This window comes from Mycobacterium helveticum (assembly GCF_007714205.1).
In the GTDB taxonomy this organism is placed as follows: domain Bacteria; phylum Actinomycetota; class Actinomycetes; order Mycobacteriales; family Mycobacteriaceae; genus Mycobacterium; species Mycobacterium helveticum.
Genome location: NZ_VMQU01000121.1, coordinates 1 through 15,673 on the forward strand (window position 1 = coordinate 1; position 15,673 = coordinate 15,673).

The 15,673-nt window shown below is 71.2% G+C and carries 15 protein-coding genes; 9 read left to right on the forward strand and 6 right to left on the reverse strand.

The window, feature by feature from the left end; all coding sequences use genetic code 11:
• Positions 1-438, reverse strand: a 438-nt coding sequence (locus tag FPZ47_RS21915) for an FHA domain-containing protein (protein WP_246859883.1), incomplete at its 3' end; no start/stop codon positions are given.
• A 109-nt stretch (positions 439-547) separates the two neighbouring features.
• Entirely contained in the window at positions 548-1,063 is a 516-nt protein-coding gene (locus FPZ47_RS21920; protein ID WP_144951249.1) for a MarR family winged helix-turn-helix transcriptional regulator, read from the reverse strand.
• A 118-nt stretch (positions 1,064-1,181) separates the two neighbouring features.
• On the opposite strand from FPZ47_RS21920, the gene FPZ47_RS21925 reads away from it, so the two are divergent.
• From FPZ47_RS21925 to FPZ47_RS21940, 4 genes are read left to right on the forward strand one after another with little or no spacing between them, the layout of a single operon-like run.
• Complete coding sequence (locus tag FPZ47_RS21925; RefSeq protein WP_246133387.1) at positions 1,182-3,239, forward strand: ABC transporter ATP-binding protein; 2,058 nt, start codon at positions 1,182-1,184, stop codon at positions 3,237-3,239.
• The gene (locus FPZ47_RS21930; RefSeq protein ID WP_144951251.1) at positions 3,236-4,105 is read left to right on the forward strand and encodes a CbiQ family ECF transporter T component; all 870 of its coding nucleotides are present in this window, start codon (positions 3,236-3,238) and stop codon (positions 4,103-4,105) included. The genes FPZ47_RS21925 and FPZ47_RS21930 overlap by 4 nt, the downstream gene beginning before the upstream one ends.
• A 53-nt stretch (positions 4,106-4,158) precedes the next feature.
• Entirely contained in the window at positions 4,159-4,611 is a 453-nt protein-coding gene (locus tag FPZ47_RS21935) for an SRPBCC family protein (protein ID WP_144951253.1), read from the forward strand.
• The gene (locus FPZ47_RS21940; protein ID WP_144951254.1) at positions 4,604-6,412 is read left to right on the forward strand and encodes a sulfatase-like hydrolase/transferase; all 1,809 of its coding nucleotides are present in this window, start codon (positions 4,604-4,606) and stop codon (positions 6,410-6,412) included. Before FPZ47_RS21935 ends, FPZ47_RS21940 begins: the two co-directional genes overlap by 8 nt.
• A 22-nt stretch (positions 6,413-6,434) precedes the next feature.
• On the opposite strand, the gene FPZ47_RS21945 is transcribed toward FPZ47_RS21940, so the two are convergent.
• The gene (locus FPZ47_RS21945; RefSeq protein ID WP_144951256.1) at positions 6,435-6,881 is read right to left on the reverse strand and encodes an Rv2324 family transcriptional regulator; all 447 of its coding nucleotides are present in this window, start codon (positions 6,879-6,881) and stop codon (positions 6,435-6,437) included.
• A gap of 131 nt (positions 6,882-7,012) precedes the next feature.
• Here FPZ47_RS21945 and ddaH point away from each other — a divergent pair, with 131 nt between their 5' ends.
• Genes ddaH through FPZ47_RS21965 form a run of 4 tightly spaced genes read left to right on the forward strand, consistent with a single transcriptional unit; the run spans position 7,013 to position 11,502 of the window.
• Complete coding sequence (ddaH, locus tag FPZ47_RS21950) at positions 7,013-7,900, forward strand: dimethylargininase (protein WP_425461775.1); 888 nt, start codon at positions 7,013-7,015, stop codon at positions 7,898-7,900.
• On the forward strand, positions 7,897-9,147 hold the full coding sequence (gene rocD, locus FPZ47_RS21955; RefSeq protein WP_144951258.1) for an ornithine--oxo-acid transaminase: 1,251 nt from the start codon (positions 7,897-7,899) through the stop codon (positions 9,145-9,147). The genes ddaH and rocD overlap by 4 nt, the downstream gene beginning before the upstream one ends.
• Positions 9,148-9,175: 28 nt before the next feature.
• Positions 9,176-10,627, forward strand: a complete 1,452-nt coding sequence (locus FPZ47_RS21960; protein ID WP_144951260.1) for an amino acid permease — start codon at positions 9,176-9,178, stop codon at positions 10,625-10,627.
• Complete coding sequence (locus tag FPZ47_RS21965; protein WP_144951262.1) at positions 10,624-11,502, forward strand: universal stress protein; 879 nt, start codon at positions 10,624-10,626, stop codon at positions 11,500-11,502. The genes FPZ47_RS21960 and FPZ47_RS21965 overlap by 4 nt, the downstream gene beginning before the upstream one ends.
• A gap of 1 nt (position 11,503) precedes the next feature.
• Here FPZ47_RS21965 and FPZ47_RS21970 read toward each other — a convergent pair whose 3' ends face one another.
• The 3 genes from FPZ47_RS21970 to FPZ47_RS21980 are packed head-to-tail and all read right to left on the reverse strand — an operon-like array spanning position 11,504 to position 14,524.
• Positions 11,504-12,844, reverse strand: a complete 1,341-nt coding sequence (locus FPZ47_RS21970) for an ABC transporter substrate-binding protein (protein WP_144951265.1) — start codon at positions 12,842-12,844, stop codon at positions 11,504-11,506.
• Positions 12,841-13,665: a carbohydrate ABC transporter permease gene (locus tag FPZ47_RS21975; RefSeq protein WP_144951267.1), complete on the reverse strand. Its 825-nt coding sequence runs from the start codon at positions 13,663-13,665 to the stop codon at positions 12,841-12,843. Before FPZ47_RS21975 ends, FPZ47_RS21970 begins: the two co-directional genes overlap by 4 nt.
• Positions 13,652-14,524, reverse strand: coding sequence for a carbohydrate ABC transporter permease (locus tag FPZ47_RS21980; protein ID WP_144951269.1), 873 nt, complete (start codon positions 14,522-14,524; stop codon positions 13,652-13,654). The genes FPZ47_RS21975 and FPZ47_RS21980 overlap by 14 nt, the downstream gene beginning before the upstream one ends.
• Positions 14,525-14,582: 58 nt before the next feature.
• Between FPZ47_RS21980 and FPZ47_RS21985 the strand changes: the two genes are divergently transcribed.
• Positions 14,583-15,673 (forward strand): TldD/PmbA family protein (locus tag FPZ47_RS21985; protein ID WP_145039593.1); only part of this gene is annotated, 1,091 nt, incomplete at its 3' end.

Genomic DNA, 15,673 nt, shown 5'->3' on the forward strand with positions numbered 1-15,673 from the left:
GGCTGCGTCATATGTGTATTTGATACTGGGCTTGGGCCGGTCGTGCCGGGCCGCGCCGGGCGGTTGGGGCCGGGACTGCGGCGGCGGCGGGGAAGCCGGCCGGTGGGGCGCTCCGACCTGGAACACCAGCCGCGGGCCCCGCTGCGGATCACCGATAGTGACCGCCTGCCCGTCGCGGATGTCGACCGTCGCCACCCGGGAGCCGTTGACGAACATGCCGTAGGGGCTCGTGTCGATGGCGACCCAGTGGCCCTCGGCGAACCGCAGCACGACATCCGAACGGGGCGCCGGCGGCCGCGGATCGGCGTGGCCCGGGCGCTCGAGCGGGACGTCGCAGCCCCTGCCCTGGCCGACGATCACGTCGCGGCCCGGGGCGCAGACGTACCGCATGGATCCGACCCACACGGTGAGCGTGGAGGCCGGGGCGTCGGGCCGCATCGCCGTCACCTTTCGTCGCCGATCAGACCGAGTGACCCGGCGCGCCGATCCGGGCTTTGCCTAAGTTTCTACCCGTGCGGGGGCCGTCGATCCAGCGGATGGGTTCCGGTCACGGGGTGCCGCGGCGTCGCGGGACGGCGGCATTGTCCAGAAACTGGCGCAGCACGCCGACCGCCTCCGCAAGCACCTGGCGCTCGGCGGGTGCGAGCTCGGCCAACTGCGGCTCGATCGCGGCAGCACGGTCGGCGCGGACCGCGTTCAGCGTCTGCCGTCCCTTGGCCGTGATGTGGATGCGGACGGCGCGGGCGTCCCCGGGGTCGACCGTCCGGGTGACCAGGCCGGCCTCCTCGAGGCGTCGTACCTGCGTGGTCATCGTCGGCTGCGAACAGTGGTCGACGGCCGCCAGGTCACCGATCCTGGCCTCGCCGTGCGCCTCGATGGTGGCGAGCAGCCTCGCCTGCGCCGCGGGCAACGGCATCCGGATCCGCTGGGTGGCGAGGCGGTTGAGGCGGGCGACCACCGCGAGCAGGTCCGCCCCGAGGCCCGGGCGCGGCTCGGGCGTTGCGGCGTCCACCACTTCACCGGCTCCACTGACGCCGCTGTGGTTGGCGGCGGATGCGTTCATGCTTCCATGGTTGCATAGCTCCCCTAAGCGAGCCGCTGGCTGGGCGCCGAGCCGCAAATCCGCAGCTGGCGCGGTGTTCTGCGCGGACTTGCGGCCGCGGCCTGGCAGAATCGGTGGAGTGACCGGCCCCAGACTTGTGCGCGCGCGGCGCCGCGGTGGACCGCTGCAGCCGGTGGAGCTGGCGCAGGCGTCGGTCATGGGGGCGCTGTGTGCGGTGGTCGCGATCATCTCCGTCGTCGTGCCGTTCGCCGCCGGGGTGGCCTTGCTGGGCACCGTGCCGACGGGGCTGCTCGCCTACCGGTACCGAATGCGCGTACTGCTCGCCGCGACGGTCGCCGCCGGGATGATCGCCTTCCTCATCGCCGGCCTGGGCGGGTTGATGACGGTCATGCACGGCGCGTACATCGGCGGGCTGACCGGATTCGTCAAGCGCCGGCGCCGCGGCACGCCGACGGTGCTCGTGCTGTCCTTGATCGCCGGGGTGGCGTTCGGCGCCGTGATGCTCGGCACGCTGGCCGTCATGACCCGGCTGCGGCACCTGATCTTCCAGGTGATGACCGCGAACATCGACGGCGTTGCCGAGTTTTTGTCCCGGATCCACCTGCGGCAGGCCGGCGCCGATCTCAAACGGCATTTCGCCGACGGGCTGCACTACTGGCCGTGGATCCTGCTGGGCTACTACATCGTCGGCATCACGATCGTGTCGCTGATCGGCTGGTGGGCGCTGTCCCGGCTGCTGCAGCGGATGCGCGAACTGCCCGACGTGCACAAGCTGGACGCCTGGGACGGCAGCCAGGGGGAGAATGCCCCGATCGGCCCCGTGCCGGTGCGGCTGGACAGGGTGCGCTTCCGCTACCCGCACGCCACCCAGGACGCGTTGCGCGAGATCAGCCTGGACCTGCGGGTGGGTGAACACGTGGCGATCACCGGTGCCAACGGCTCCGGCAAGACCACGTTGATGCTGATCCTGGCGGGCCGCAAACCCACGTCGGGCACCGTGCGGCGCCCGGGTGCGGTCGGCCTGGGCAAGGTCGGCGGCACGGCCGTGGTGCTTCAGCATCCCGAAAGCCAGGTCCTGGGCACCCGGGTCGCCGACGACGTGGTGTGGGGGCTGCCGCCGGGGACCGAGATCGACGTGAACCGGCTGCTGAGCGAGGTGGGCCTGGACGGGCTTGCCGACCGCGACACCGGAAGCCTGTCGGGCGGCGAACTGCAGCGCCTGGCGCTGGCGGCGGCGCTGGCCCGGGAGCCGTCGCTGCTGATCGCCGACGAGGTGACCACGATGGTCGACCAGCCGGGCCGGGAGGCTTTGCTCGGCGTGCTGTCGGGCCTGACCGGACGGCACCGGACCGCGCTGGTGCACATCACGCACTACGACAACGAGGCCCGGTCGGCGGACCGCACGATCAACCTGAGCGACTCGCCGGACAACGCCGACATGGTCGAGTCCGCGCCCACGCCGCTGCCGTCCGCGCCGGTGGCGCAGATCTCCTCCGTGTGTTCGGCGCCGGCGCTCGAACTCGTCGACGTCGGCCACGAATACGCCAGCGGCACACCGTGGGCCAAACCTGCGCTGCGCCACATCAGTTTCGTCGTGGAGCAGGGGGACGGGCTGCTGATCCACGGCGGCAACGGCTCGGGCAAGTCGACGCTGGCGTGGATCATGGCCGGGCTGACGATTCCCACCACCGGTGCCTGCCTTCTCGACGGCCGGCCCACCCACGAGCAGGTCGGCGCGGTGGCGCTGTCGTTCCAGGCGGCCCGGCTGCAGCTGATGCGCAGCCGCGTCGACCTGGAAGTGGCCTCGGCCGCGGGTTTCTCGCACCGCGACCAGGGCCGCGTCGCCGCGGCGCTGGCCAGCGTCGGGCTGGACCCCGCACTGGCCGCGCGCCGCATCGACCAGCTCAGCGGCGGTCAGATGCGCCGGGTGGTGCTGGCCGGGCTGCTGGCGTGTTCGCCGCGGGTGCTGATCCTCGACGAGCCGCTGGCCGGGCTGGACGCCGCAAGCCAGCGCGGCCTGCTGCGGCTGCTGGAGGACCTCCGCCGCGAGCGGGGCCTCACCGTGGTGGTCATCTCCCACGACTTCGTCGGGCTGGAGGGCGTCTGCCCGCGCACCCTGCATCTGCACAACGGGATGCTGGAATCGGTGCCGACCCCGGCCGGGGGCCTCGCATGACGGCCACGGCGGGCGCCCCGCCGACCGCGGGCCCGGAGCACGGTACGAGCCGGCGCCCGCCGCGGCCGGTGGTGCTGCTCGTCCCGGTGCCCGGGACGTCGACCATCCACGAACTGTGGGCCGGAACCAAACTGCTCGTGGTGTTCGGAATCTCGGTGCTGCTGACGTTGTCCCCGGGCTGGGTGACGATCGCCGCGGTGGCCGCACTGGTGGCTGCCGCGATTCGGATCGCGCGCATTCCGCGGGGGGTGCTGCCGTCGGTTCCGCGCTGGATGTGGGTGATCGTCGCGCTGGGCGGCATCACGGCCGCGCTGGGCGGCGGCAGCCCGGTGGTCGCCCTGGGCGGTCTGCACCTGGGACTCGGCGGTTTCCTGCAGTTTCTGCGGATCACCGCACTGTCGGTGGTCCTGCTCGGGCTGGGGGCGATGGTGTCCTGGACCACCAACGTCGCCGAGATCGGGCCCGCGATGGCCATGTTGGGCCGCCCGCTGCGGCTGCTGCGGATCCCGGTCGACGAGTGGGCGGTGGCGCTGGCGCTCGCGCTGCGCGCCTTCCCGATGCTGATCGACGAGTTCCAGGTGCTCTACGCCGCCCGCCGGCTGCGGCCTCGGCGGATACCGCGCGGCCGCAGGGCGCGGTTCCGGCGGCACGCGCTGGAGGTGATCGACCTGCTCGCCGCGGCCATCACCGTGACGCTGCGCCGCGGCGACGAGATGGGCGACGCGATCACCGCCCGCGGCGGGACCGGCCAGCTCTCCGCCCACCCGGCGCGGCCGAAGGCGACGGACTGGGTGACCCTGGCGATCACGATCGCGGTGTGCGGCGCGGCGGTGGGGGTGGAGACCGCGTTCCACCTGACCCGGTGACGAAGGGCCGTCGGACGCCACGGGGACCGGCCGCCGTCACGTAACTTGGGCACGTGTCAGACAAGCACCGCAGCCGCCGCATCGCGGCTTCCCCGCAGGAGATCTGGGATGTCCTGGCGGATTTCGGCTCGATCAGCTCGTGGGCCGGAAACGTCGACCACTCCTGCATCCTGTTCTGCGGTCCCGGCGGCGCGGCCGTCGGCACCGCGCGCCGGGTCCAGGTCAAGCGCGCGGCCCTCGTCGAGCGCATCACCGAGTTCGACCCGCCGCACGCGCTCGGCTACGACATCGAAGGCCTGCCCGGCCGGCTGCGCAGGGTGGCCAACCGCTGGACGCTGGCACCGGTGGGGGGCGGGGCGACGGTGGTGAGCCTGACCAGCACCGTCGAGATCGGGCCCCGCGCACCGCACCGGCTGGCCGAACGCGTCCTGTGCCGCGTCCTGGCCCGGCAGTCCGGCGGCATGCTCGCCGGGCTCGCGAATCGATTGGAGAAGGCTCGTGTCTGACCGCCCCGATGTCGTCGTCATCATGACCGACGAGGAGCGCGCGGTGCCGCCGTACGAGGCACCCGACGTGCTCGCCTGGCGCGACCGGGTGCTCACCGGCCGCAAATGGTTCGACGACCACGGGGTCAGTTTCGCCCGGCACTACACCGGCTCTCTGGCCTGCGTGCCCAGCCGGCCCACGATCTTCACCGGGCACTATCCCGACCTGCACGGGGTCACCCAGACCGACGGCATCGGCAAGACCGCCGCGGACTCCCGGATGCGCTGGCTGCGCAGCGGCGAGGTGCCCACCCTGGGCAACTGGTTCCGCGCCGCGGGATACGACACCCACTACGACGGCAAGTGGCACATCTCGCACGCCGACCTGACCGACCCGGCCACGGGCCGCACGCTGGCCACCAACGACGACGACGGGGTCGTCGACCGCGCCGCCGTGCAGCGCTACCTCGACGCCGACCCGCTCGCGCCATACGGCTTCTCGGGATGGGTCGGCCCGGAGCCGCACGGGGCCGCGCTGGCCAACGCCGGGTTGCGCCGCGACCAGCTCATCGCCGACCGGGTTGTCGCCTGGCTCACCGACCGCTACGCCCGCCGCCGCGCCGGGGACGCGGCGGCGCTGCGCCCGTTCCTGCTGGTTGCCAGCTTCGTCAACCCGCACGACATCGTGCTGTTCCCGCTCTGGGCGCGCCGCAGCCCGATCAAACCGTCGACTCCGCTGGACCCCCCGCCGGTGCCGCCCGCGCCGACGGCCGGCGAGGATCTGTCGACCAAGCCGGCCGCGCAGATCGCGTTCCGCGAGGCCTACTACTCCGGCTACGGCCCGGCCCCGGCGATCGACCGGACCTACGACCGCAACGCCCAGCGCTACCGCGACCTGTACTACCGGCTGCACGCCGAGGTCGACGCGCCGATCGACCGCGTCCGGCGGGCCGTCACCGAAAACGGCTCGGCCGACGCGGTGCTGGTGCGCACGGCCGACCACGGCGACCTGCTCGGTGCGCACGGCGGACTGCACCAGAAGTGGTTCAACCTGTACGACGAGGCCACCCGCGTTCCCTTCGTGATCGCCCGCATCGGGGAGCGGTCTACGGGCCCGCGGATCGTGACCGCGCCGACGTCGCACGTCGACCTGGTCCCGACGCTGCTGTCGGCCGCCGGTATTGACGTTGCTGCCGTCGGCTCCGCACTTGCCGAGTCGTTCACCGAGGTCCACGGGCTGCCGGGCCGCGACCTGATGCCCGTCGTCGACGGCGCGCCGGCCGACGACACCCGCGCGGTCTACCTGATGACCCGCGACAACATGCTCGAGGGGGACACCGTCGCCTCGGGCCTGGCGCGCCGCCTCAAGCAGACCGTCAATCCGCCCGCGCCGCTTCGTATCCGGGTTCCGGCGCACACCGCGTCCAACTTCGAGGGGCTGGTCGTGCGCGTCGACGACGTCCCCGGTGGCGAGGGCCACCTGTGGAAGCTGGTCCGCACGTTCGACGACCCGGGTACCTGGACCGAGCCCGGCGTGCGTCACCTGGCGGCCAACGGGCTGGGCGGCAACACCTATCGCACGTCTCCGCTCGACGACCAGTGGGAGCTCTACGACCTGACCGCCGACCCGGTCGAAGCCCACAACCGGTGGACCGATCCGGGCCTGGACGCGCTGCGCGGGCACCTGCGCGCGCGGCTCAAGGACGCCCGCGCGGGTTCGGTGCCGGAGCGGAACCACCCGTGGCCCTACGCGTCGCGCCGGCCGCCGCGCCCGGCGCCATCACTGTTGGGGCGTGTGGTGCGCGGGCTTTCGCAACGCTAAGGCGCCGGCGCGCCGGCGCGCGTCAGGGCCGCATGCGGTCGATCAGGTCGGACAGCACGACGATGCTTTCGCTGCGTTCGATGTCCGCGCTCGACCGGATCCGCTCGAGGGCGGTCTCCAGGTGCTGCATGTCGCGGGCCAGGACGTGCAGGATCGCGTCGGACGTTCCGGTGACCGTGGCCGCGCTGACGATCTCGGGGATGTCCGCCCACGCCGCCCGCAGCTCGGCCGGCGAAATCCGGCCGTGGCAGTACACCTGCACGTAGGCCTCGGTGTTCCAGCCGAGCGCATTGCGGTCGATGACCGTGGTGAAACCTTTGATCACCCCGGTGGCGAGCATCCGGTCGACGCGCCGCTTCACCGCGGGTGCCGACAGGTTCACCTTCTCGCCGATCTCGGCGAAGGTGGCCCGCGCGTTGTCGGTCAGCTCCGCGAGGATGCGCTCGTCGGTCTCGTCGAGCCTGTCCATGCCGGTCCCGCTCTCCTCTTCCGTTGAGAGACAATAAACAACCGCTAGACCCAGTATAACGCAACAAATATGCGGATAAGACGCATGATTCGTCGATTGATTGTCTATGCGTGCTCAAATATGGTGTTTTTGTGACAGATTACTATGTCGCGGGGCCGGCGCCGGTCGCCGTGCCCGCGTTTGCGACCCGGCCGGCGGCCGAGGCCCCGAGGCGTGCCCGCGCGCCACGGACCCGCCGGTACGCGATGACGCCGCCGGACTACTTCGCGGTCGAGTACGCGATCAACCCGTGGATGGACCTCGGCACTCCCGTGGACGTCCGCGTCGCCCACGCGCAGTGGGAGAACCTGTACCAGACCTACCTGCGGCTGGGGCATCGCGTGGACGTCGTCGAGCCCGTGCCCGGGCTGCCGGACATGGTGTACGCCGCCAACGGCGGGTTCATCGCGGACGACATCGCCATCGTCGCGAAGTTCCGGTTCGACCAGCGGGCCGCCGAGGCGCGGGCCTACGCCGCGTGGATGTCGTCGCGGGGCTACCGGCCGCTGTCGACCCGTCACGTCAACGAGGGGCAGGGCGATGTGCTGATGGTCGGCGAGATGGTGCTGGCCGGCTACGGCTTCCGCACCGACCGGCGCGCGCACGACGAGATCTCGGCGGCGCTCGGCCTCCCGGTCGTGTCCCTGGGGCTGGTCGACCCGCGCTTCTACCACCTCGACACGGCGCTGGCCGTCCTCGACGATCACACGATCGCCTACTACCCGCCGGCCTTCAGCGAGGCGGCCCGGGACCACCTGCGTGCGCTGTTCCCCGCTGCTATCGTGGTGGGCAGCGCCGACGCGTACGTGCTGGGACTCAACGCCGTCTCCGACGGCCTGCACGTCGTCCTTCCTTCTGGTGCAACGCATTTCGCGACACAACTGCGTGAGGCCGGTTTCGAGCCGGTCGGTGTGGACCTATCCGAGCTGCTCAAGGGCGGCGGTTCGGTCAAATGCTGCACATTGGAGGTGTTCTCATGACGATTCTCGACGCCCGGACTGCGGAGGCGGTCACCACGCACCGCACCGAGAGCGCGATCACCTTGGCCGACACGTATGCGGCGCACAACTATTCGCCGTTGCCCGTGGTGGCGGCAAGCGCGGAAGGGGTGTGGATCACCGACGTCGACGGCCGGCGCTACCTGGACTGCCTGGCCGCCTACTCGGCCGTCAACTTCGGTCACCGCAACCCCGAGATCACCGCGACGGCGCACGCGCAACTGGACACGGTGACGCTGGTGAGCCGCGCCTTCCATGCCGAGGGCCTGGGGCCTTTCTGTGCCGCGCTGGCGCAGCTGTGTGACAAAGACATGGTGCTGCCGATGAATTCGGGCGCCGAGGCCGTCGAGAGCGGGCTGAAGGTGGCCCGCAAGTGGGGCGCCGACGTCAAGGGCGTGCCCGCGGGCCGGGCGAACATCATCGTGGCCGAGAACAACTTCCACGGCCGCACGATCAGCATCGTCAGCTTCTCCTCGGATCCCGCGGCGCGCGGCGGCTTCGGACCGTTCACGCCGGGCTTCCGCTCGGTGCCCTACGGCGACGCCGCAGCCCTGGCCCAGGCCATCGACGACAACACGGTGGCGGTGCTGCTGGAGCCGATCCAGGGCGAGGCGGGCATCATCGTCCCGCCGGACGACTACCTTCCGTCGGTCCGCGCGTTGTGCAGCGAGCACAACATGCTGATGATCGCCGACGAGATCCAGTCGGGCCTGGGGCGCACCGGCTACACGTTCGCCTGTGACCGCTGGGGTGTCACACCGGACGTGTACCTGCTGGGCAAGGCGCTGGGCGGCGGCGTGGTGCCGCTGTCGGCGGTGGTGGCCAACCGGGACATCCTGGGCGTGCTGCACCCCGGGGAGCACGGGTCGACCTTCGGCGGCAACCCGCTGGCCATGGCCGTCGGCGCCACGGTGGTCTCCATGCTGGCGCGGGGCGAATTCCAGGCCCGCTCGGCCGAACTGGGTCGCCACCTGCACCGCCGGCTGGCCGCGCTGATCGGCCACGGCGTCGTGGCGGTGCGCGGCTTCGGCCTGTGGGCCGGGGTCGACATCGAACCGGCGCTGGCCACCGGTAAGGAGATCAGCCTGCGGCTGGCCGACCGGGGCGTGCTGGTGAAGGACACCCACGGCTCGACGCTGCGGTTCGCGCCGCCGCTGGTGATCACTGCGCAGGAGATCGACTGGGCGGTTCAGCAGTTCGCTGCGGTGCTGCGGGAGGCTGCCGCATAATCGGCTGACCCGGCACCAGGAGGTGCATGTGCCCGCGACGTCGATCGGCCTGGTGCCGCAGATGCTGCGACGCCGCCCGGTAACCGGCGCACCCGTCGCGCACGGCGCCGCGGAGCGCCTCAAGCGGAGCATCGGCACGTTCCAGCTCACCATGTTCGGCGTCGGCTCGACGATCGGCACGGGCATTTTCTTCGTCCTGTCCCAGGCGGTGCCCGAAGCCGGTCCGGGCGTGATCGTCTCGTTCGTCATCGCCGGCGTCGCGGCCGGGCTCGCGGCCGTCTGCTATGCCGAGTTGGCCGCCGCCGTACCGGTGTCCGGTTCGTCGTACTCGTACGCCTACGGCACACTGGGTGAGGCCGCCGCGATGGGCGTGGCGGCCTGCCTGCTGCTCGAGTACGGGGTGTCCACCGCCGCGGTTGCCGTCGGCTGGAGCGGCTACGTCGACACGCTGCTGGACAACCTGTTCGGGTTGCGGGTGCCGCAGGCCTTGTCGGCCGCGCCCTGGGACGCCGAGCCGGGCTGGGTGAACCTGCCGGCGGTCATCCTGATCGGTTTGTGCGCGCTGCTGCTGGTCCGGGGCGCCAGCGAGTCGGCCAAGGTCAACGCCGTCATGGTGCTGATCAAGCTCGCCGTGCTGGCGGTGTTCGTGGTGATCGCGTTCGGCGCGTTCGACGCCGGGCAGTTCAGGGACTTCGCGCCGTTCGGCGTCGCCGGCATCGGCTCGGCGGCGGGCACGATCTTCTTTTCGTTCGTCGGCCTGGACGCGGTGTCGACCGCGGGGGACGAGGTGAAGGACCCCCAGAAGTCGATGCCGCGCGCGCTGATCGCGGCGCTGGTGATCGTCATCGCCACCTACGTGCTGGTCGCGCTCGCCGCGCTGGGCACCCAGCCGTGGCAGGACTTCGCCGCACAGCAGGACGCCGGGCTGGCGACGATCCTCGACCATGTCACGCACGGCATCTGGGCCAGCACGCTGCTGGCCGCGGGCGCGGTGATCTCGATCTTCACGGTCACCCTGGTCACCATGTACGCCCAGACCCGGATCCTGTTCGCGATGGGCCGCGACGGCCTGCTGCCGTCGCGGTTCGCGACGGTCAACGCCCGCACGCTGACCCCGGTGACCAACACGGTGGTCGTCGGAATCGCCGCGTCGCTGCTGGCCGCCCTCATACCGCTGCAGGACCTGGCGGACATGGTGTCCATCGGCGCGCTCACCGCGTTCATCGTGGTATCGGTCGGGGTGATCGTGCTGCGGGTGCGGCAGCCCGATCTGCCCCGGCCGTTCACGGTGCCCGGTTACCCTGTCACGCCGGTGCTTTCGGTGCTGGCGTGCGCGTACATCCTCGCCAGTCTGCACTGGTACACCTGGATCGCGTTCGGCGGCTGGGTCGTGGTGGCGTTAATCTTCTACGTTGTGTGGGGCCGCCACCACAGTGCTCTCAACGATGTGCTCAGCCGTCCCGGCAGGGACACGCCGTGACGGTCGTCGTCGGCTACCGCGCGGGCCAGGTCGGCCTGTCGGGGCTGCACCTGGCCGTCCGCGCCGCGCGGACCCTCGGCACCTCCCTGACGGTGGCCACCATCGTGCCCAAGCCGTGGCTGACACCGCCGCGCGCCCGCTCCGGCGCCGACTGCGACGACTGGGCGGAACGCCTCGCCGCCGAGTCGGCCGAGGAGGCCGCGCGCTGCCTGAGCGACCTGGGCGACGGGGTCGAGGTCGCCTACGTGCACCGCGCGCACCGCTCGGTGGCGGGCGGCCTGATCGAGGTGGTCGAGGACGCCGGCGGGGATCTCCTGGTGCTGGGGTCGCTGCCCAGCGGCGGGCGCGGTCAGGTGGTGATCGGGTCGACCGCCGACTGGCTGCTGCACGCCTCGCCCGTGCCGGTGGCCATCAGTCCCCGCGAATACCGTTCGCATAGCGGCACATTGGCCCGACTCACCTGTGCCTACTCCGCGACCCCGGACACGGTCGACGTGGTGCGGCGCTGTTTCGAGGCCGCCGCGCGGTTCGGCGTGCCGATGCGGGTGCTCAACTTCGCCCTGCGCGGCAAGACGATGTACCCACCGAAGGTGGGGCTGGACGTCGAGGACTCCATCCTGCACGCGTGGGTGGCGCAGGCGCGAGAGATATTGGAAGATTTGAAGACTCGACACATCGTCGGCGACGACGTCCCGCTCGACGTGGTCGCCGGCCACTCGTGGGAAGACGTGCTGGGCAAAGTGTCCTGGGTGGACGGCGAGATCCTGGCGCTGGGTACGTCGCCGCGCGGCGACATCCGTCGCGTTTTCCTCGGGTCACGCAGCACCAAGATCATCCGCAGCAGCCCGGTGCCGGTGCTGGTGCTGCCCGGGTGAACTACCGCTGCGCGGCGGCGTTGGCCGCCGCCTGCGCCCGCTTCAGGGTGGCCGCGACATCGCCTCGGCCCAGGAACATCTCGTCGAAGTAGCTTTGCAGGGCCACCTCCCCGGCGGGGAAGCCGGCGCCGCCCGGAGCCGGGATCCGCGGGCCGCGCAGCACCGAGAAGAACGGTGTGACGTCGACGCCGCGGGCGGCCCAGTAGTCGAAGTAGACCTGCTGCGCCGAAAGCACGGCCGGGATCGCCGCGCCCCGGCGGCCCAGGTAGGCGTTGCCCTCCCTGCTGCCCAGCCACGCCAGCACCTCGCGCACCGCCGCGGGATGCCTGGACGCGGCGTTGCCCACCGCCGCGATGCCGTTGGTGACGCTGACCCGGCCCGCGGGGCCGATCGGCAGCATCGCGATGCCCCAGCGGAATCGGGCGTCGCGGGCCACGGCGGCGAGGTTGTAGGTGCCGGATTGGAAGAGCGCCATCCTGCCGGCGAGGAACCGGTTGCGGGAGAAGTCGCCGTTGTCGTTGGTGTCGGAGGCCGGCGGCGCGACGTGGTCGGCGTTGATCAGGCCGACCAGGTAGCGGAAGGCCGCGATCGCCGCGGGGTTGTCGAACGCGAACTTGTCGCCGCGCTGGAACACCCCGCCCGCCGAGCCGATGTAGTCCAGATAGATGGCCTGGGCGTCGTTGGCCGCGTTGTATCCCCATTGCCTGACCCGACCGGGATCGAAACCCGTTGTGTCCGCGGTTCTCCCGTTTGCGTCGACGGTCAGCCGGGCCAGCAGGGGGCGCAGGGTGTCGGCGCCGGAGTCGGGGCTCCAACGCAGGGCGTCCAGGCGCGCGGGATCGATGCCGGCCGCGGCGACCAGGTCTTTGTTGTAGTACACCGCGATGCCGGCGTCGGTCAGCTGCGGCACCCCCCAGAGCACACCGCCGCGGGTGAACTGGTCGACCACCGCGGGTTCCCAGTCCGCGGCGGCGTCCGGGCCGAGGGTCGTGCCGATGTTCATCAACCGGCCGCCGTCGGCATAGGTGGCCAGGTAGGCGTTGGACAGCCAGAAGATGTCGTCCGCGCTGCCGCCGGCCACGTCGGTGCGCAGGGTGTCGAAGTAGGTGGGGTAGGCGACCATGTCGGCGCGCACGTCGATGCCGGGATGCGCGCGGTTGAAAGCCTCGAAGGACTGCCGGTACGCCAGCGCGATCGGCTCCGCCCAGAACCGCACCCGCACGACGACCTTGTCGCCGCGCGGTTCGCCGGAGTAGTTCAGCAGCGCCGCCGTCGCGGCCAGCAGCACCGCGACGAGCACCAGCGCCGCGGCGGCCAGCGTGGAAAACCGGGGCCGGCTCACTTGACCCCCGAGACGACGATCGAGGCGACGATGTGGCGCTGGAACGTCACGAACAGCGCGACCAACGGAAAGATCGCGACCGTCGTGGCCGCCATCACCAGCGTCCACTGCGAGTTGAACCGCGACTGCAGGTCGGCGGTGGCCACGGTGAGCACCCGCCACTTGTGGCCGCTGGTGATCACCAACGGCCACATGAAGTTGTTCCACTGCGAGACCACCGTGATCAGCGTCAGCGCGGCCAGCACCGGCCGGCTGGACGGGATGACCACGTGCACGACCACGTCCAGCGTGTTGGCCCCGTCCAGGCGGGCCGCGTTGATCAGGTCGTTGGGGATCATGCGGAAGTGTTCGCGCAGCAGGAAGATCGCGTAGGGGGAGCCGAACATGAAGGGCAGCACCAGGGCCCAGAACGTGTTGCGCAGACCCAACTGGGCCATCATCAGATACATCGGCACCACCGTGACGGTTCCCGGCACCATCAGGGTCGCGATGTAGACCCAGAACAGCCCGTCGCGCCCCGGGAACCGCAGCCGGGCGAACGCGTAGCCGGCCAGCACCGAGGAGGTGAGCTGTCCCAGCAGGATCACCGCGGTCATCAGCGCGGTCACCGCTGCGGCGCGGCCGAACCCGACCCCGCCCAGGTCGGTGTAGTTGGCCAGCGTGGGCGGCCGCGGCCACTGCAGCGGTGTGCCGGTGACGAACTGGTGTGCCGAGGTGAACGAGGTCAGTAACCCGAGCGCGAACGGCGCCAACGTGATGAGTGCACCGCACGCCAGCGCGACGTAGATCGCGCCGCCGGTGAGCCGGCTAGGTGAGGTCATAGCTGATCCGCCGCCGGAAGTAGGACTGCTGCACCAGGGTCACCGCGATCAGGATGACGAACAGCACCACCGCCATGACCGATGCCCGCCCGATGGCCGCCGAGCCGAACGCTTCGGCGTAGATGCGGTGTGCCACTAGGTCGGTGCTGCCGGCCGGCCCGCCGCCCGTCAACGCATACACCGTGTCGAAAACCTGTGCTGTGCTGACGATCCCGGTCACCAGCACGAAGAACGTCGTCGGGCGCAGCATGGGCAGGGTGATGCGCCAGAACCGCTGCCGGGCGGTGGCGCCGTCGGTGCGTGCGGCGGCGTGGATGGCATCGGGGATCGCCAGCAGGCCCGCCAGGAACGACAGCGACACATACCCGACGTTGGTCCACACGACGACCGCCGACACCAGCGGCAGCGCCAGGGTGGGATCGGAGAGCCACTCGATGCGGTGCCCCAACAGGGTGGCGACGGCGCCGTCGGTGGGGGCCAGGATCCAGCGCCACAGCACCGCGATGGCCAGCGGGGCGCAGATCCACGGCAGCACGTACAACGTGCGGAACAGCCCGGAGCCCGGCAGACGCGGCGCCAGCAACGCGGCGGTCACCAGCCCCAGCACCGTCTGCGCGGGCACCACGATCGCCACGAACACGGCCGTGACGATCAGCGAGTGGCCGAAGCCGGGGTCGGTCAGCACGGAGCGCCAGTTGGCCAGGCCGACGTAGCGCAGGGGGCCCAGCAAATCCCACCGGTACAGGCTGAGCCACACCACCACGAGGATGGGCAGCAGCAAGAAGGCGGCCACACCGAACAGGCTGGGCGCCAGCAAGGCATAGCCCAGCGCGGTGGAGCGACGGGTCACGTCGGGCATGGGTGTATTAAAGCGGGCGCCGACGCGTTTTGTGGGCAGCGGTCGTTACGGTGGAGTCGTGACACCGACCCGGGAGATCGATGCCGACTTCCTGGACCTGCCGCGCCACGAGTTGGCCGACGCCGCGTTGGCGGCGGCGAAAACGGCCGGGGCCAGCCACGCCGACCTGCGGGTTCACCGCATCAGCACCGAGATCATCCAGCTGCGCGACGGCGAGCTCGAGACGGCGGTGGTCAGCCGCGAGGTCGGCCTGGCGGTGCGGGTGATCGTCGACGGCACCTGGGGTTTCGCCTCGCACGCGGAACTCGCGCCGTCCGTCGCGGCCGAGACCGCCCGCCGCGCGGTGCAGGTGGCGACCACGCTGGCGGCGCTGAACCGCGAGCGCGTCGAGCTGGCGCCCGAACCGGTGTATGCGGACGCCACCTGGTGCTCGAGCTACCGGATCGACCCGTTCGGCATCCCCGCGTGCGACAAGATCGCGGTGCTGCAGGAGTATTCCGCGCGGCTGCTGAGTGCCGACGGCGTCGACCACGTGTCGGCCGGCCTGAACGCCGTCAAGGAGCAGACCTTCTACGCCGACACCTTCGGGTCGTCGATCACCCAGCAGCGGGTGCGGGTGATGCCGTCGCTGGACGCGGTGACCGTCGACACCGCGGCGGGCAGCTTCGACTCGATGCGCACGCTGGCGCCGCCGATGGGGCGGGGCTGGGAGGCCCTGGCCGGCGACGAGGTGTGGAACTGGACCGACGAGCTCGCCCAGTTGCCGGGGCTGCTAGCCGAGAAGGTCAAGGCGCCCAGCGTGACGCCCGGGCCCACCGACCTGGTGATCGACCCGACCAACCTGTGGCTGACCATTCACGAATCGATCGGGCATGCAACCGAATACGACCGTGCCATCGGGTACGAGGCCGCCTACGCGGGGACGTCGTTCGCGACGCCGGACAAACTGGGCACCATGCGCTACGGCTCGCCGGTGATGAACGTGACCGCCGACCGCACCGTCGAACACGGTCTGGCCAGCGTGGGCTACGACGACGAGGGCGTGGCCGCCCAAAGCTGGGACCTGGTGCGCGACGGGATGTTCGTCGGCTATCAGCTGGACCGGGTGTTCGCGTTGAGACTCCGGCAGGGGCAGGGGCAGGGGCAGGG